General features: G+C 36.2%; 19 protein-coding genes and 2 pseudogenes. 19 read left to right on the forward strand and 2 right to left on the reverse strand.

The genetic code is table 11. The features are described 5' to 3' along the window. Positions 1 to 196: 196 nt before the first annotated feature. From groES to ABES02_RS07495, 12 genes are all read left to right on the forward strand, one after another. Entirely contained in the window at positions 197 to 481 is a 285-nt protein-coding gene (groES, locus tag ABES02_RS07440) for a co-chaperone GroES (protein WP_430132680.1), read from the forward strand. A 51-nt stretch (positions 482 to 532) separates the two neighbouring features. Continuing rightward, positions 533 to 2,164 carry a chaperonin GroEL gene (gene groL, locus ABES02_RS07445; RefSeq protein WP_430132682.1) on the forward strand — a complete coding sequence of 544 codons (1,632 nt, stop codon included), beginning with the start codon at positions 533 to 535 and terminating at the stop codon, positions 2,162 to 2,164. A gap of 148 nt (positions 2,165 to 2,312) precedes the next feature. Next, positions 2,313 to 3,224, forward strand: coding sequence for a tyrosine-type recombinase/integrase (locus ABES02_RS07450; RefSeq protein ID WP_430132683.1), 912 nt, complete (start codon positions 2,313 to 2,315; stop codon positions 3,222 to 3,224). A gap of 12 nt (positions 3,225 to 3,236) precedes the next feature. Beyond that, positions 3,237 to 3,362, forward strand: a complete 126-nt coding sequence (locus ABES02_RS07455; RefSeq protein WP_430132685.1) for a hypothetical protein — start codon at positions 3,237 to 3,239, stop codon at positions 3,360 to 3,362. 397 nt (positions 3,363 to 3,759) lie between these two features. Then, positions 3,760 to 4,272, forward strand: coding sequence for an HNH endonuclease (locus ABES02_RS07460; protein ID WP_430132687.1), 513 nt, complete (start codon positions 3,760 to 3,762; stop codon positions 4,270 to 4,272). A gap of 46 nt (positions 4,273 to 4,318) precedes the next feature. Next, positions 4,319 to 4,465, forward strand: a complete 147-nt coding sequence (locus ABES02_RS07465; protein ID WP_430132688.1) for a hypothetical protein — start codon at positions 4,319 to 4,321, stop codon at positions 4,463 to 4,465. A 65-nt stretch (positions 4,466 to 4,530) separates the two neighbouring features. Continuing rightward, a complete protein-coding gene (locus ABES02_RS07470) occupies positions 4,531 to 4,938 on the forward strand; it encodes a hypothetical protein (protein ID WP_430132690.1) in 408 nt (135 codons plus the stop codon). 490 nt (positions 4,939 to 5,428) lie between these two features. After that, positions 5,429 to 5,983: a GIY-YIG nuclease family protein gene (locus ABES02_RS07475; RefSeq protein WP_430132692.1), complete on the forward strand. Its 555-nt coding sequence runs from the start codon at positions 5,429 to 5,431 to the stop codon at positions 5,981 to 5,983. A 320-nt stretch (positions 5,984 to 6,303) separates the two neighbouring features. Next, positions 6,304 to 7,068 carry a hypothetical protein gene (locus tag ABES02_RS07480; RefSeq protein WP_430132694.1) on the forward strand — a complete coding sequence of 255 codons (765 nt, stop codon included), beginning with the start codon at positions 6,304 to 6,306 and terminating at the stop codon, positions 7,066 to 7,068. A gap of 431 nt (positions 7,069 to 7,499) precedes the next feature. Next, positions 7,500 to 8,150: a hypothetical protein gene (locus ABES02_RS07485; protein WP_430132696.1), complete on the forward strand. Its 651-nt coding sequence runs from the start codon at positions 7,500 to 7,502 to the stop codon at positions 8,148 to 8,150. Positions 8,151 to 8,234: 84 nt separating this feature from the next. Further along, positions 8,235 to 9,398 (forward strand): DNA cytosine methyltransferase, encoded by a 1,164-nt coding sequence (locus tag ABES02_RS07490; protein ID WP_430132698.1) that lies wholly within the window; start codon positions 8,235 to 8,237, stop codon positions 9,396 to 9,398. A gap of 16 nt (positions 9,399 to 9,414) precedes the next feature. After that, entirely contained in the window at positions 9,415 to 9,594 is a 180-nt protein-coding gene (locus ABES02_RS07495) for a hypothetical protein (protein WP_430132700.1), read from the forward strand. Positions 9,595 to 9,625: 31 nt separating this feature from the next. Here ABES02_RS07495 and ABES02_RS07500 read toward each other — a convergent pair whose 3' ends face one another. Continuing rightward, the gene (locus ABES02_RS07500) at positions 9,626 to 10,048 is read right to left on the reverse strand and encodes a very short patch repair endonuclease (RefSeq protein WP_430132702.1); all 423 of its coding nucleotides are present in this window, start codon (positions 10,046 to 10,048) and stop codon (positions 9,626 to 9,628) included. 306 nt (positions 10,049 to 10,354) lie between these two features. Here ABES02_RS07500 and ABES02_RS07505 point away from each other — a divergent pair, with 306 nt between their 5' ends. The 7 genes and pseudogenes from ABES02_RS07505 to ABES02_RS07535 form a co-directional block, all read left to right on the forward strand. Then, positions 10,355 to 11,491 carry an HNH endonuclease gene (locus ABES02_RS07505; protein WP_430132704.1) on the forward strand — a complete coding sequence of 379 codons (1,137 nt, stop codon included), beginning with the start codon at positions 10,355 to 10,357 and terminating at the stop codon, positions 11,489 to 11,491. Positions 11,492 to 11,569: 78 nt separating this feature from the next. Then, a complete protein-coding gene (locus tag ABES02_RS07510; protein ID WP_430132705.1) occupies positions 11,570 to 12,313 on the forward strand; it encodes a phospholipase D-like domain-containing protein in 744 nt (247 codons plus the stop codon). A gap of 668 nt (positions 12,314 to 12,981) precedes the next feature. Then, positions 12,982 to 13,557 carry a recombinase family protein gene (locus ABES02_RS07515; protein WP_430132706.1) on the forward strand — a complete coding sequence of 192 codons (576 nt, stop codon included), beginning with the start codon at positions 12,982 to 12,984 and terminating at the stop codon, positions 13,555 to 13,557. A 1-nt stretch (position 13,558) separates the two neighbouring features. Further along, positions 13,559 to 13,744, forward strand: a complete 186-nt coding sequence (locus tag ABES02_RS07520) for a hypothetical protein (protein WP_430132708.1) — start codon at positions 13,559 to 13,561, stop codon at positions 13,742 to 13,744. 27 nt (positions 13,745 to 13,771) lie between these two features. Further along, a complete protein-coding gene (locus ABES02_RS07525; protein ID WP_430132710.1) occupies positions 13,772 to 13,972 on the forward strand; it encodes a hypothetical protein in 201 nt (66 codons plus the stop codon). Between the two features lie 502 nt (positions 13,973 to 14,474). Beyond that, positions 14,475 to 15,818, forward strand: a complete 1,344-nt coding sequence (locus ABES02_RS07530; protein ID WP_430132711.1) for a hypothetical protein — start codon at positions 14,475 to 14,477, stop codon at positions 15,816 to 15,818. A 279-nt stretch (positions 15,819 to 16,097) separates the two neighbouring features. Next, positions 16,098 to 16,220, forward strand: a pseudogene (locus tag ABES02_RS07535) (hypothetical protein); the annotation flags it as partial. Positions 16,221 to 16,456: 236 nt separating this feature from the next. Here the strand turns inward: ABES02_RS07535 and ABES02_RS07540 are convergent. Then, positions 16,457 to 16,723 (reverse strand): annotated as a pseudogene (locus ABES02_RS07540) (IS110 family transposase); the annotation flags it as partial. Positions 16,724 to 17,007: the final 284 nt, after the last annotated feature.

A 17,007-nucleotide genomic window follows, 5' to 3' on the forward strand; every position in this document is an offset into this window, starting at 1 on the left:
AAAAAATTTGAATAGAAATTGCTGTATTTCGCATACTGATTAAGGTTGAAAAAAAGATTTACCCTGCTATAAAAATTTTATGCTTCAGACTTGCAAAAGATTTTCAGATTCATTATTATAATAATTGTGTTAGCACTCATTCGAAGAGAGTGCTAATAAGTCAGAATTTCATATATTTTTGAGGAGGTTGTTTGATTTGTTAAGACCATTAGGTGATCGCATTGTCATTGAGCTTGTTGAATCAGAAGAAAAAACTGCAAGCGGTATCGTATTACCGGATTCAGCGAAGGAAAAGCCTCAGGAAGGTAAAGTTGTTGCTGTTGGTACAGGTCGTGTACTTGAAAGTGGCGAACGCGTAGCTCTTGAAGTTGCTGTTGGCGACCGCATTATCTTCTCAAAATACGCTGGTACTGAAGTGAAGTACGAAGGCGTTGAATATTTAATTTTACGTGAAAACGATATCCTAGCTGTATTAGCTTAATAGAACATTTTTTAAAAAATAACAAGAAAATAAGAGGAGGTTCTTTGAACAATGGCTAAAGAAATTATGTTTAGTGAAGATGCGCGCCGCGCGATGCTTCGCGGTGTAGATACTCTAGCAAATGCAGTTAAAGTTACTCTTGGACCTAAAGGACGCAACGTGGTTCTTGAGAAAAAATTTGGTTCACCTTTAATCACAAATGATGGTGTAACGATTGCAAAAGAAATTGAACTTGAAGATGCATTCGAAAACATGGGTGCAAAGCTTGTTGCTGAAGTAGCAAGCAAAACAAACGATGTTGCCGGTGACGGTACAACTACTGCAACTGTTCTTGCTCAAGCGATGATCCGCGAAGGCTTAAAGAACGTAACTGCGGGTGCAAACCCAATGGGTATCCGTAAAGGAATCGAAAAAGCAGTTGTTACAGCTGTTGAAGAGTTAAAAGCGATTTCTAAACCAATCGAAGGTAAATCTTCTATCGCGCAAGTAGCAGCAATCTCTTCTGCTGACGAAGAAGTAGGCCAATTAATCGCTGAAGCTATGGAGCGCGTTGGCAACGACGGCGTTATCACAATCGAAGAGTCTAAAGGCTTCACAACTGAACTAGACGTTGTTGAAGGTATGCAATTCGACCGTGGTTACGTTTCAGCTTACATGGTAACAAACACTGAAAAAATGGAAGCTGTTTTAGAAAATCCATATATCCTAATCACTGATAAGAAGATTTCTAGCATTCAAGAAATCCTTCCAGTTCTAGAGCAAGTAGTACAACAAGGTAAGCCATTATTACTTGTTGCTGAAGATATCGAAGGTGAAGCATTATCTACATTAGTAGTGAACAAGCTTCGCGGAACATTCAATGCAGTTGCTGTTAAAGCTCCTGGCTTTGGTGACCGTCGTAAAGCAATGCTTGAAGATATCGCTGCCTTAACTGGCGGAGAAGTAATCACTGAAGAGCTTGGCCGTGAATTAAAAACTGCTACAATCCAATCTTTAGGACGCGCTTCTAAAGTGGTTGTAACAAAAGAAAACACAACAATCGTTGAAGGTGCAGGAGATTCTGCAGCAATCGAAGCTCGTGTTAACCAAATCCGTGTTCAATTAGAAGAAACTACTTCTGAATTTGACCGTGAAAAATTACAAGAGCGCCTAGCTAAATTAGCTGGCGGTGTAGCAGTAATCAAAGTTGGTGCTGCAACTGAAACTGAATTAAAAGAGCGCAAGCTTCGCATTGAAGACGCTTTGAACTCTACTCGTGCTGCAGTGGAAGAAGGTATTGTATCCGGTGGTGGTGTAGCCCTTCTAAACGTATACAGCAAAGTAGCTGCAATCCAAGCTGAAGGTGACGTAGCAACAGGTATCAACATCGTATTACGTGCGATGGAAGAGCCAGTACGCACTATCGCTCACAATGCTGGTCTTGAAGGCTCTGTCATCGTTGACCGCTTAAAGCGCGAAGCAGTAGGCACAGGCTTCAACGCAGCTAACGGCGAATGGGTAAACATGATCGAAGCTGGAATCGTGGACCCAACTAAAGTAACTCGTTCTGCACTTCAAAACGCAGCTTCTGTAGCGGCTATGTTCTTAACAACTGAAGCAGTTGTTGCTGACAAGCCAGAACCTGCTGGTGCTGCTGGAATGCCTGACATGGGCGGCATGGGTGGAATGGGCGGCATGATGTAAGGCTTCTGAGGCTTTCACATGCTCTCAAATAGAGAAATAGTTACGGCTATTTTTCGCCCCATTTTTCAATCCTATTGAGAAGCTGTCATGTAGATAATTATTTTCAATAGCAATAACCACTTCCTAAAAAATGAGGGAGTGGTTTTTTGTGTTGTTAAAATTTGCGTATCAAGACTTTTTGGATGACAGACGTTTCAAGAACACAACCAAGACGAATATCAAAAATTATGAAATGCTGTTAGGGAAGTTCGTGGATTATTGCATTGAGAACCAAGTAGTTAATGTTGAAGACATTACCTACAGCCATGTTCGACAATATCTCTTACAATGCCAAGAGAAGGGCGATAAACCTAGTACCATTAACACAAAGCTATTAAGGATCAGAGCCTTTTTAAATTACATGGTAGAATGTGAGGTCATTAAGAATAACCCAGCCAAGAAGGTCAAAATGCAAAAAGATGATGTAAAGATTGATGTCTTCAGTGATGATCAAATACGGCAGATGTTAAACTTCTACAGAAGGATAAAACAACGTGAAAAAAGCTATGTGGCTTATCGGGATTACATGATTATTGTTACAATTCTTGGTACTGGAATCAGACGGGGTGAGGTCATAAATCTTCAATGGTCAGATGTGGATTTCATTAATAAATCAATTTCTGTTTTCGGGAAAGGTAGAAGGAAAGAAACGATTCCGATTACAGATAAATTGGCAAAGGAACTTGGAGGATATCAGACTTTCTGTAAGCAATACTGGGGAAATCTAAGTGATTATGTTTTTGTTAAGCGGGATAACACTCAATTGACCGACAACTCTTTGATGTTAGTTTTTAATTATCTAGGTAAAAAAATGGATTTTAAAGACGTTCGAGTATCGGCTCACACTTTCAGACACACATTTTGTCACCGACTAGCTATGTCTGGGATGAGTGCTTTTGCAATACAAAGGCTTATGCGTCATCAATCAATTGCTGTAACAATGAGATATGTAGCTATGTGGGGTAATGAACTTAGGGAGCAAAATGACAAATTCAATCCTTTAAATTCACTGGATATTTAAGGAGCAATGTCAATGAACAAATTAATGAAGCATATTGCCTATTATACAAAGAAAGTGGCTCAAAAAGTTGAAAAGGCAAGACCAACTTATTTCGGGGTTAGAAACTCCTACCGTAATAATCGGTTACTATTGTATTAAAGGAATGTTAAATGAAATGATTAAAGCATCCAGAGGTTAAACTTCTTCAAATTGTACCGATATCTTTTAACAAAGCAGAAGAGAGCAGTCAAATGGCTGTTCTCTTTTTTGTGAAGAGAACAGTGCGGTAACATTAGTGAAATGAAAAAATTTTATTAAATAGCAAAAATTATATTGAAATTGTTTCTGTTAAGTGTATTTGGCTCTATCAACGGTGTTCACAAATAGTTTTTTGATGGGTGGAATAACAAATTGCAATACTTTTGTTTTGGTAATTATTTACAACTACGCAAATTGATAGTATGCTTGAATAATAAACTTGAATTTTGATGTTTAGAACAAAAGACATCTGAAAACATGTAATGAGAAAGGGTCAAACTAGTGAAGGAGGACGGATTTGAAAGGGGAGTACTGTAAATTATATAAAAGTTGCTCGATCTGCGGCAGGATAAAGTATCATACAAGATTTGTCTCGAATGGACGTGATAAAAGTAGAAGAAAGTCTTATTGCCATGAGTGTAAATATTTTAAAAGAAATGTCTCAAAAGACATTTTTAATATTGAAAGGTTGGCAGAAGAATCTAATGTAAAGGTAAGGGTAAAAACAAAGTCAAAGAGAATTAGGTTTTATGGAGTCTCCTATGAGGCTGCAGTGGAAATGGTAAAAGGTGGATTAGCTGGTGTTGTAAATGGTTCACTTATCCACCAATTCAACATTAAAGAAATAGTACTACAAAGAGATCGATATGTCTGTAAATATTGTGGAGGGCGAGGCAATACCATTGATCATATCATTCCTAGGTCAAAAGGGGGCAAAACCTCCTTGGATAATTGTGTTTGTGCTTGCATGAAATGTAATAATGAAAAGGCGGATCTCAAACTAGAAGAATTTCTAAATAGAAAATTATAGAAAAATTTATAAGAAAATATAACCCATTAGGAAGGGATGCAGTAGAATGAAAAACAAGAAAAAACCATTTTTGGGACTTCCTTTTAGTGATGTGAAAAAGATGCTTGATGGAACATGGGCAGAAGATGAAGAGTTGAAAAAAAAGCTCGAAACCATACGTAAAGAAAATAAAAAAGAGACTATAAGAAAATAGAAAAGTGGACACTGGTTTTAAGAAAAGTAGTTTCAATAAATTTCAAAGATAGGGTGACGGATGCTATGGAAGACACTATTAAGAAAAGTATCAGTTTAAGAGAAGATATTTATCAATACGCACTGGAAGAAACTGAAAGGATGCACGGTGGGAACTTTAGTGCTTTTATAACGTTTTTAATTTCTGTCCATCGCTATGAGTCTTCAGTTAAGACTACAAATACCTTGGATGAATTGTATGCATTGGAAAAACCGTTTGATGAGAAAGTTACAATCTTAGAGGTAAGACATAAAGCGTTGTTACATAGTGAAAAACATCTATCTGCTATAGAGAAGATATGCGAGCATCATATGGAACTTGTTGAAGATAATCATCTATCAATAAGTGAAGTAGCTGTGAAAAGACTGATTAAGTATCTCTTTAATGAGCATGATAAAGTAAGAGATGATTATAGGCTTTCTATAACTATGTGACTATTAAATAATTATTAACGTTTAACCAACCTTTTACACATGGTACAGTGTGAAATTTCCGATACGAAGCAGGTATTTCATACCATTTTTACTATAAAAACTTTAAAACCATCAGTAATTCGAATGCAGATTTCGATAGGATTTTATCCTACTTCTTTACCTTCCTTTTGGTAAATAAATGTAATTTAGGTAGATCTATTGAAATCCAATATGACTCGTACTATAATAGTAAAATCAAATAAAATATCAAACAAATAAACTATGTAAGGAGTGAACTAGATGCTACCGCCTCATTAGGAGGCACACTATATTCTGTATATCTATGATGTTCTCATAGGGTTAGGCTAACTTTAAGGCTAAACTGTACAGGATAAGTGTGTCTTCAAAAGGAGGAGGTTGCCATCTAGCTTCACTCCTTTTTTGCGTTGTTTAAAAGGAGCGGCTATAACAAAATTAATAGCCGTGCTGGCTTAAAACGTAGGAGAACAATATGTATAAGAAAATTGAGGTAAAGTTTGAACAAGTGCCAACTATAATTGAAAGTTTAAAAGGAGAAAGTGGACTATACATTTTCCACACTAAGCAACATACATGGTACATCGGGGAAACCAAGGACTTTAGGAATAGATTTGTCAATGGATATCTTAAAGGCAAAGATGCAAAACAACATATTGATGATGGACTATTACAAAGAATCGAACTAGGTCTAGACCTATCAGTGGTCTTTGTCTTAATGGATAAGGAACTTATCAAAAAAGAAGAGACTAGGGTCATAGGTAAAGCTTGCCCATGGTTAAATGAAAAACACAACCCCAGAGAATCGATTAGAGCAATCCAAAGACAGATCGGTAAAATTGTTGAAGATAGCAAACGAGAATGGTCGTATGATGAAATGAAATTACATCTCTTTTATTATTATAGTGGGCAAATTGCAACCAAGAGAATTGAAGAAGCCTTGGCAAACAAGGAAGGTAACCTTTCAAAATATTGTAGAACTGTACCTTCAAAAGGGATACTTAAACCGAAAAAGAAACCAGCTGCCTAAAATACAGTCACCTAAAATATAGGTGTGGTTTAATGGCTGTATATAAAACTACACCTAAAAACAGGGTGAACAAAGTGAAAACCACACCTAAAAATTAGGTACCACCAAACAATAGATAATGCTAGTAATTTTCTAGTTAATCGGGCGATTTCAGTGGGGGAATAGATAGAAGAATAATAGATAGAAGATAATATAATAGATGAAATGTAACGTACAAAAGGCGGCAAGCCTCCTTTTGCACGTCACTAACAAAATGTCCTTAATTGAATTGGTGCGGGAGAAATTTAAAAATAATAGTCAGAACAGGAGAATGATAAATAGTGAGTACTGAAACCAAATCAACCAAAAAGTTTGAAAGGGAAGAATCGTTTATAAAGATTTCCAAGTCACTACTCGAAACCAAGGATTTAGGAAAGAATGGTGAAATAGATGTTTTTCATTTAGCTATCATAAAATCATTGGCGAATAACTTTCATGGAGCAGCTTTAACTGGAGTTATTCATATGATGAGATTTGTTGGCATGAGTATAGAGCAAAGTGCAACTAAGGCAAGAACAAAAGAATCTTTACTCAGATTGCAAGAGATGGGACATATCGAGATTTACAAAGATTTGTCAATGGAAAGTATTGTAGACGATTTAAAACCCGCTAACAACTACTTTATCAAACCAACTGGCAAGGACGAAGAATATAATTTTGCAAAAGTGTTCTACAAAGATATTCAAAAGATAGTAGAAATGAAAAGCATTTATAAGCCTAAAATCTTCGCCACGTATCTAAATATGATAGGTTATGTATACTACACTGTAAGCAACAATCCAATCTCGTACGTTTCCATTGATTCAATAGCAAAAAATACAGGTATAAATCGAAAGTCGGTTTTTGAGTACCTTAAAGCATTGTATGAAGAGGAAATACTGTACTTTGTATACTTCGATATTAATAATACAACTTCAAAAAACTACTGCACAAGATGGATTCATAAAGAACACACTGCTAAATGGGCGGTTTCTGAAGCAGAGTACCATTATAAAACTGAATATAAAAAATTCAAGGGTGGAGGAGAAGGAGTTTCAGAAGAATAAGGAGAGTTTCTCAATTGAGGCTCTCCTTTTTTCGTGTACTGGAGAGTATTAAATGTAAAAAACCGTAGCCAAAGGCTACGTCAAGGTAAATAAAGGTGGAAACCTTTATGGACTAGACTAGATTTTACTTCTCCATATTATATGTTGCAGTGGTGAAAATAACTCTAGATAAATATCCCAGTTTCAAGAATCGTGTAAATAAAATGTTGCTTTTATTAAACACCTTCACAGATACTCAACAGGCTCACACAGGAGTTGGCAAACCAAAGGACGGTTTGTCTAGCATTTTTCTTAATATACTCTCTATTGTGCTTTTCTATAAGTTTTGTTAATGACATTTTCCCTACTAAAACAATAGATTTGTTCCCAATTTATGCCGAAATGGCGTTATAATTGATTCTGATGTCCTAGTAGAGAGGAGTGGAGAACAAATGACACCAAGTGAACAGCAAGGTCTAAAAATAGCGGTTGAGGTCTTTGATAAAAAATGCCAAAAACTAGTGCGACACCGTAGACCGAATATTTACCTAAAATCCAATGCAGAACTATTTAGCGATTGGTTTGAAGATGGATTGGACGAATACACTATTAAAAAACTAGGCGCAAACGCTCACCCTGACCTTATCATCAACGGTGTAGGTGTGGAATTGAAATCGCTTCGTGCTAACGGTCAAATCCAATTCAATTCAACAATCCCTTGTGGTGGATTCCGCCACGGTGATATTGAAGGTGAATGCTATTACGCTATTGCACGGTACACTACTGAACGAAATTATGGCTACCTTGAAGATTTCACAATTTGTGACGGTGATTTTTTCAATCATGACCGCCAAAGAGCGTTTGCCCACCACAACGAGCAAGAAACAGGTTTTGGAGATTATGGGGATGGGGTATGTCGACATCGTAAAATGTATTCTTTCCCAAGTCCGTTAAGGACAGTTACTGGAATATCATTGATTTCTAAGTTTGATAATGTTCATGAATTGTACCCGCATTTGAATTTTGATACTCAAATAGATCGTATTAATTTACGTGGAGAAATATTTCATTTCTATGTCTATCGGCACAATTTGTTGCCATAGAATCAAAAATTATAGACAAGCCCCTATATTTCTGGTACATTCATTATATATAAAATTTATGTACCAGAACAAGGGGAGAAATAGATGAAAACTACACAGTTAATTTCCTTGTCTAAAAAAGAACATAGGGAATTGATGAATAAAATTGAAGACCTTTCCAAAAAAGAAAACAGGTCGCTTTCTGAAACAATAATGCACTTATTAAGTATTGGGTACGGTGAGTACATAAATCGGACCTTTGATGATTCTGTGCCTTTTTCGGTTGTCTCTCTATTTGCTGGAGCGGGCGGTTTAGATACTGGATTGAAAATGGCTGGATTTAACGTGATATGGGCAAATGAAATCGACAAAGATGCTTGTGAAACGTATGTTGCCAATCACCCAGAAACGTATGTGGAACGTGGTGACGTTCGTAATGTTAAAGCTTTTCCAAAGGCGGATTTGGTTGTTGGTGGATACCCGTGCCAAGGATTTTCATTAGCTGGTAACAGACTAATTACAGACGAGCGCAATTACTTGTATCGAGAATTTGTACGCTGCTTACGTCAAGCCAATCCGAAATTTTTCATCGCAGAAAACGTGAAAGGCTTGCTCACTATGGCAGGCGGTCAAATCATTGAAGCGATGATTCAAGATTTTAAAAACGAGGGCTATAATGTTACACACCATCTCGTAAACGCTAAAGACTATGGTGTTCCACAAGACCGTGAACGTGTATTGATAATTGGTGTCCGTGAAGATCTTGGTCATAAATACGAGTTGCCAAACCCAACACATGGCAGTGGCATGTTGGAATTAAAACCGTACATGACATTGAGGGACGCAATTGGACACTTGAAGCCTAGTGAAGTTGGTGAAGTTTATGATAGTACGTTTTCCTCACGTTATTTAAGCCGTAACCGTAAACGGAGTTGGGATGAAGTAAGCTTCACTATTCAAGCAAGCGGAAGACATGCGCCACTGCATCCAAGCGGTGAACCTATGATTAAAGTCGGACCAGATGAATGGATTCTTCCAGAAACATCAGAACACCGCAGGCTCTCCGCAGTAGAATGTGCATTAATTCAAACTTTTCCACCTGATTATATCTGGAAGGGAAGTCTTGGTGCAATCCATAAACAAATTGGAAATGCCGTGCCTTGCCTTCTTGCAAAAGCAATAGCAAAACCAATGTACGACTTTTTAAAGCAATACTATGCTAAAGATAAAGATCAAAAGCACACAGAACGTATTGAGCAATACGCTTAATCGGAGATATATTAAGGTGGATAATTATAAAAAATCGTTAGACGAAGCAATTACGGCTTTCCAGAAGTTAAGCGAAGAGTGGGAAAAGATTGATGTAACACATTCAGATAAGCTTGCAGAAAAATATCCGTTTGACAAAGATTTTATGGAGGTCATAGCGGATATGCAGGAATGGAAAGAAAGTTTGAATAAGTAGCTAAACGTTGGGCTTCCAAATTGGAAGTCCTTTATTTTTGTGCTTTGGCTTTTTCAACGAAGTCAATAATACCATTTATGACTCTTTCAAAATCCTCTTTAACTTGGTGTTCCCAGATTCTTAAAACATGCCAACCTTTTTCATAGTAATGGTTATTTACTGTATAATCACGTTTGGCGTTTCTATAAAGCTTCTTCTTCCAGTATTCAACGTTACTTTTCGGAAGGTGACCATGTATCGGACAATTATGCCAAAAACACGAATCAAGGAAAATCACAACTTTATACTTCTTGATAGCAATATCAGGTTTGCCGAATAAATCCTTTACGTTTCTTCTATATCTTAGTCCACGTTGCCATAACTCTTTACATACAATTTCTTCAAGCTTAGTTGTTGAACGTATAGACCGCATTATATTACTTCGTACTTCTGCAGAAAACTTATCAGCCAACACAGATAACCTCCCTTGTAAAACTACTTTATTAGTTATAGCCTTTCTACAAAAGCTTAAAACTGTTTGCACGACTTAAGAATTCTTCCTGTCGTTCTGCTGCTAAAATAAAAAAAGATGATTTTCTTAACAACAAAGGTAAGCTACGATTGTGGCTTGCCATTTTATGTTTATGTATCTTGTATTAAGTAGTCAAAACCAGCTAATAAAAAAGCGAGAAATAACTGAATCATTACCATAATTAACCATGATATAATATCTTTATATTGAAGTTGTGCAATAACATAAGAGGAGGAAGTTTATTACCAAATGGCGATTCCTAATGATGAAAAAAAAGAGCGAGTCTTAAAAGCAATTGATCATATTGATATTCATGGTGTACCAGAAAGAAGACGTTCCATCAAATATGATTTATTATTCAATGGAACGCTGTATCCCCCTAAATATGTAATAGAATTAGCAGATTTATATGAAGATGGAGTATTAAAGGATACTGCTGGTAATAGGATTGATATGCACAGTTTATTGGAAAGTTTAGGTTTTCAGATACTGTACCCTACTAATGGAACAGATAGAGAGCAGTATAACCGCCCCTTCCCTTCTAAAACTGTATTAGTTCTCGAACAGGAAAAAACAAAGTTCATACCCAAGTTAGAACCTTCAAAACGTTCAAGGGAATATAACAATTACAGAGATGATGAAAAGGACACTATTGTTTATGAATACCTTTTTCATTCAATGTCGCACCGTTGGCTCGACGAGCATATATTAGGGATTCCATTGGATAAGCGGACTGGTCACGAATCAATGAATATTCTTCATTTCATAGGGTTAAAAGACAAGCATAAAGGAATATTCAAAGACTATAGTATCAACGAGGCTATAGGTATGTTATCACAACAAGGAACGGAGTTTAGTTTAGTTATTAAATCTTTACAAAGATATGAACAAAAAGGTGTTTTAAAAGAGATTGAGAATCGATACACTTATGCCGCTTTAGGCGAAATTGAAACTTCCGTTTTAACTGATTCTGTAACCAAAGAGATAACAGAAACCGAAAAAGAGCAAATTTATAAGTCTAGAATAGGTCAATCCGCTTTTAAAAAGGCACTATTGGCTGTTGAAAAGAGATGTAGTCTATGTGGAGTCTCAGATGAACGATTTTTAATCGCTAGTCATATCAAGCCATGGAGTCAATCTAGTCATCAAGAGCGGTTAGATATTAATAATGGACTGCTGCTTTGTCCTAATCATGATGCCGTATTTGATAAGGGGTTTATCAGCTTTAATGAAAAGGGTGAAATAATAATCTCAAACAGCTTGGGTGAACCTACTAGACTCTCACTAAGTATCAATAGCACAATGAAAGTAGCATTTAATGAAAAACAACTGAAATACATCAAATGGCATCGGGAGAATCTCTTTCGGGTAGAACAATTGGCTTAATACTTATATTTCCGTAAAACTAAAGGAGATAGTTATGAAAGTAAGCCACAATCGTGTAATAACTTTTAGGAGGATAAAATGAACGAACAACAATTTTGGAAAACAATGATAGAAACCGTAAAATCTGATGATTACGAAAATAAAGATGAATTGCTTGGTATCTTAAGGAATTCTATAATCACCTTTCGAAAAACAAACCAGTTCACAAAAAAGTCTTGGCAGAGTTGGGAGTACATTGATTTAAGAGTACCTGTACCAATGCTAAGACTAGCAAGAGGCTTAAAAAATGAATTTGAAAACTTGGCAGCACTGATCTATGTAGAGACACCCGAATATGATTTCGGAGGTTTAAATATTAAGCCAAAACTTGTGGAACTAGAGAGTAACGAAGAAATTGAACACGATGTAGTTTTTGATGAAATTAAAGAAACAATCGTTCAAGGTATTCGAAATGCTAAATATGCAATATGGGTGGCTGTAGCTTGGTTTACAGATAATGAGATATTTGAAGAGTTGTTGTTAAGGAAAAGGGCAGGGGTAAATATTCGAATCATCACTTCTAATGAAGAGTCAAATAGCTATTTGAGGGATAAATTAGAAGGAAGTTTTGAAGTTGTAAAAGTTCCGATGAAAGGGTCGTATTTATCGAACAGACTTCATGATAAATTTTGTATCATCGACTTTGAGTATGTCATGCACGGCTCGTATAACTGGAGTAAAAATGCTAGAGGTAATAATGAAACTTTAGCTACTGCACTTGACCGAGACTTTGTAAGGAAATTTGCAGATGAATTTATAAGGCTATATGTTGAAAATCGCTAATACTAAAGCTTGAGGACGTTGACTACCTCAAGCTTTTAATCTATTTATTTGGAGACTTGTCCTTTATTAGAATGGCATGTTACTTAATGCTTGAACAACTTTATCGATTTGAGTTGCCGAATATGAAGCTTCCTCTACAACTGGTCTAATTTTGGGTTATGACTCCCTTGCTCTACGGATCACAGATGGTTTTGGTTGGTTTCCACACAGTGCTTAGAATTGTTGTAATGCTTTTTAAATGGTTCTTTCCCGCCTTCTTCTCATCCTACACAAACTGATATTAAGTTGTGTTTAGGATTAAATCTGAGGGCATTCTGGAAGCCTAATGTGAATACTACTTAGTGTCTTGATTTGTTACAGAAACCACTCTCATTTACAAACAAGCATTCGGTGAATTTTCGACACGACTCAGATAATTGGTATGTTTTAGTGCGGTAAAGAGATGAATCATATAGTAATAGCTGATGTTGTTCGAGACTGATAATCGAAATGGATTATGCTCCCAAGGCAATATATCTTATGCCATCCATGTACATTGCTAATGGCTTACCTTAATGGTGCAAAAACTTGAAAGTTATTGCACTATTTTAACGACCTTGCTATAATAGGTTTTAAGTGGTGCAATAACATAGTGCAATAAATGGTTGATGAAAAGTGAGGAAGTAACAATGAAATATGGATATGCAAGAGTCTCGACAGTAGCACAAGATTTAGAAGTTCAAATTCAAGCATTACAAGCGGAAGGTTGCGAGGTTATATATAAAGAGAAGTTCACTGGTACTAAAACAGATAGACCTGAGTTTAACAAGGTGCTTGAGGCATTACAAGAAGGGGACACTTTGGTGGTAACAAAACTAGATAGATTTGCGAGGTCTGCAGTTGAAGGTATTCAAACAGTTAAGGCTCTACTTGCAAGCGGGGTAAAGGTACACATCCTTAATATGGGACTAGTGGAAAACACGCCAACAGGCAGACTGATTTTCAACATACTAAGTTCATTCGCAGAGTTTGAACGAGACATGATTGTAGAACGTACTCAAGAAGGAAAGGCATTGGCTAAGCAACGAGATGATTTCAGAGAAGGTAGACCAAGAAAACATTCCAAGCAACAAGTTCTACACGCATTAGAATTGCTTAAGACTCATACATACAAAGAAGTTGAAGCAATGACTGGCATAAAGAAGCGAACACTGATTAACAGAAAGAATGAACTAGAAGCAAAGCATATAGAGAAAGGTGAATAGAATGAAAAAAGCATTTATCAATGAAATCGTAAAACGAGATGTTATGTTAACAAGCGAAGATAAATGTAAGTACTTCAATGATTTTAAGCTTTACTGTGAAGAAATGGATTTTACAACAGAAGAAGAAATAAAGAAAGGTGCTTTCGAATATGTAACGTGCCAGATTCATTATGGTATATTTAGGTAATAAAAGACAAGGAAAGGATGATAAACTATGCAAGGAATCTTAGCTGAAATTGGAAAGGCTCTAATCACATTACAAGAGCAAGGTGAGGTAATTATTGAAAGAACCGATGAAATTTATGTTGATGAAATTGCTTTTTATGTTGAAGAAACTCTAAAAGGACTAAAAGCGGCTTATAAAACTGAGGTGATAGAGCCTAACATGAAGATTAAGATTGCATTATATGATTAACTTTCCATATAACCAAAAAGGTACAGGGTAAGCAATGAAGAAATCAAATATGACCAAGGCTACATTCTATCGCAAGGTAAAGGAATATGAAGCAAGTTAAAGAGACTACCGAACAAAGGAGTCTCTTTTTCTTTGCATAAGGAATGGGGGGTATTTCCAACACTTTTATACCCCACATTTTTACGATTGGGGTATAGTAGGCTAACTCACACACCATGAATTTTTTATGATACAACGACGCCTTTTTTGTAAAGGTAGAAGGGTTATTTATCTCTTTTTCTCTAGGAATAACGGTTCATGATAGTCAACAAAGTAAATGGTAGTCAATTGGACTATCCTTTTTTATGCTACTTAATCCAATTTCCTTATTATTCATCAAAGAAAATATGGAGAAATGATAGATAATTCCCGCTATTTTTATCCTATATGGTATAATTAGGTAGCTTAGGTAACTTTATGTAATGGTAAGTGGAGAGTTAAATAATGGAATAGGGGGACTATTATGGTTTTTAAGTTTAAGAGAACTGTAGAATATGGATTAGAAGAAGTTTATGGTATGGGGGAAATACCCCCAGAGGATTGCCCTACATACATAGAAAGAGATGCTCATCAATCATTTAAATACACAGTTCAACATGAAGAGCAACATATTGTTGTTTATGGGGCTTCAAGACAAGGGAAAACATGGCTAATTGAAAGATTTTCCCCAAATTTTATTCGGGTAGGATGCGATTCAAAGTTTACCCGCGAAGGATTATTTAAAGCTATTCTTCATGAACTTAAAGTTGTTGTCGGAGAAGTACAAGAAAGTTCAGGTAACGAAGTAGAATTGGCAATGGGTGCAAGTGCAAAGGGAAATGCTAGCATTCCTCTAGTTGCTAAAGTGGGACTTGAAGGAAAAGGTGAATACAAAGATAAGGACTTAGAAAATAGACAAGTAACCTATGAAAACATTGATTTGACTAATCAAACCGAAGTTATTTCTGCAATTAAAGATACTATTGGAGAAAGATTCATTGTAATAGAAAACTTTCATTATTTAGACTCTGCCGTACAAAAAACGTTTGCTAGTTCTTTAAGGGAGTTTCTCTATCATGAGATACGAGTAATCATTGTTGGTGTTTGGAAAGAAACTACAAAGTTAACTTCATTAGTAAGTGATTTATCAAATAGGGTTGAATCGATAGATATCGGGGACTGGAATGTTGGTGAATTAAAGGAAATTGTTAATGAAGGTGACAAAGCATTAAAAGTAAAAACGGATGAAGTGGTTAAAGAACTGTTTATTGAAAACTCAGGGCGTAATGTTGGTATTTTCAAATCGTTGTTAAAAAATTATTGTAAATTGTGTGGGGTATATTCTACACAACCTGATGAGTTATACCTTAATGATATTGAGAAAGCGAAAAAAGCCATTGATAAAAGCTTCGATGAAGTTGTTTATCCTGCAATAGATAGGGTTCATAAGCTTGCAAGCTCAAGAAAATCAGGGGGAAAAGGATTAAGGTATTATATTATTAAAGCAATATTAGATATCATGAGTGTTAAAACAATTGATGAATTGATTGGGGGTATCGTGCTACTAGATATAGTAAAGAAGATTGAGGAGTATGATGAGGAACAGTTCCAACCCAGTAATATAAAACAAGAATTAATCCAATTACATCTGCGTGAGGAAACTGTAGAAGCAGAAGGAAGCCAAAATGTTAATTTCATACCATTATTCTATTTTGATAGAAATAAGGATAGACTGTTTATTGTTGAATCGGCACTGTTTTCGGCATGTAGGAGTAGCAAAATAAAACTAAATGAGTTACTAGGTCCTAAAGCCGATTATGTCAAATAATCTGTTGAATACTCAAATTATTATTGTAGGCACTCGTTAAGAGTGTCCTTTTTGTTATAGGAGATTTTTTCGGAAATTCAATGACTTAAGATTGAATTGCATGGTAGTTGTGCAATTCTGCAAGGGGTTTAAAATTGATGTGGGCGAGGGTTGAAAACCCTCTGTTTCCACAATGGTTTACATATTACAATCACTACTTTATAATGAAAAGTGAAGATTTTTCACGAGAAGTGGTTAGTGCTAATTGACTATAAGTAATACATGATTATATAAAGGTTTTCTGCATCTGTAGCGGCAATGTTCTTAACAACTGAAGCAGTTGTTGCTGACAAGCCAGAACCTGCTGGTGCTGCTGGAATGCCTGACATGGGCGCAATGGGCGGCATGGGCGGCATGATGTAATTAGGGCTTAAAAACCCAGTTATATCAAGGCTTTATCGCTCTTGTTTAAAAGGTTGTCCGCGGGTTTGTCCGCATAAATCGTTAAAAGAAATAACCAACTATTGGAGAAGGTCTTTCATCAGTTTGCTAAACTGTTGGGAGGCCTTTTCTTCCATATTATTGGTCATGTGGGCGTAAATGTTCATAGTTGTATTTATATCGCTGTGTCCTAACCGCTGTTGAATTTCCTTGATACCAACGCGTGGATTAATGATGATCAATAAAAATCCACGGTCCTCCAAGTATTGAACAACAGACGAATGATAATGTCCTGTTGCTTCTAGGACGATAGGTGGTTTCTTACCTGTTTCTCTCTTTACGACCTCCAGAAACTCTACAAGTAAATCAAGACCTTCAATAGTATGAGAAACTTTAAAACTCTTACGATATGGTTTGCCTTTATCTAAAAATGCCTGAACTTGACTTTCCCCTTTTGAAACATCCAGACCTATGACTGGATTCATTTCTAATTCCTCCTCCTAAACTAGTAATTTGCCAGTACCCCTTAATTCCTCCATGCAGTGTCACAGCTTCGCTTGTTATACGAGATCTAAGTCCCAACCAGCCTCAATCATGTTTCTACAAGTAGGGGGCGAACCGTTTAGCTGACGGGGTCGAAGCCCCACGGGCAGTTACGTTCTACCCTGGGTACTGATATAATTAGACCAAATAAAAAATGGTCAACCAGAAATATTTAGCATTCTGGCTAACCTTATAATACGAACGGAGCAGTTTAGTTGTGCGAAAT

This window comes from Neobacillus pocheonensis, from assembly GCF_050477905.1.
GTDB lineage: Bacteria > Bacillota > Bacilli > Bacillales > Cytobacillaceae > Neobacillus > Neobacillus pocheonensis_A.

Bases quoted from the DNA above. Each gene is read 5' to 3' on its own strand.
- ABES02_RS07520 (WP_430132708.1), top strand. From the start codon at position 13,559: ATGAAAAAAGCATTTATCAATGAAATCGTAAAACGAGATGTTATGTTA.
- ABES02_RS07530 (WP_430132711.1), top strand. From the start codon at position 14,475: ATGGTTTTTAAGTTTAAGAGAACTGTAGAATATGGATTAGAAGAAGTT.
- ABES02_RS07475 (WP_430132692.1), top strand. From the start codon at position 5,429: ATGTATAAGAAAATTGAGGTAAAGTTTGAACAAGTGCCAACTATAATT.
- ABES02_RS07515 (WP_430132706.1), top strand. From the start codon at position 12,982: ATGAAATATGGATATGCAAGAGTCTCGACAGTAGCACAAGATTTAGAA.
- ABES02_RS07455 (WP_430132685.1), top strand. From the start codon at position 3,237: ATGAACAAATTAATGAAGCATATTGCCTATTATACAAAGAAAGTGGCT.
- ABES02_RS07470 (WP_430132690.1), top strand. From the start codon at position 4,531: ATGGAAGACACTATTAAGAAAAGTATCAGTTTAAGAGAAGATATTTAT.
- ABES02_RS07465 (WP_430132688.1), top strand. From the start codon at position 4,319: ATGAAAAACAAGAAAAAACCATTTTTGGGACTTCCTTTTAGTGATGTG.
- ABES02_RS07510 (WP_430132705.1), top strand. From the start codon at position 11,570: ATGAACGAACAACAATTTTGGAAAACAATGATAGAAACCGTAAAATCT.
- ABES02_RS07490 (WP_430132698.1), top strand. From the start codon at position 8,235: ATGAAAACTACACAGTTAATTTCCTTGTCTAAAAAAGAACATAGGGAA.
- ABES02_RS07485 (WP_430132696.1), top strand. From the start codon at position 7,500: ATGACACCAAGTGAACAGCAAGGTCTAAAAATAGCGGTTGAGGTCTTT.
- groL (WP_430132682.1), top strand. From the start codon at position 533: ATGGCTAAAGAAATTATGTTTAGTGAAGATGCGCGCCGCGCGATGCTT.
- ABES02_RS07525 (WP_430132710.1), top strand. From the start codon at position 13,772: ATGCAAGGAATCTTAGCTGAAATTGGAAAGGCTCTAATCACATTACAA.
- ABES02_RS07505 (WP_430132704.1), top strand. From the start codon at position 10,355: ATGGCGATTCCTAATGATGAAAAAAAAGAGCGAGTCTTAAAAGCAATT.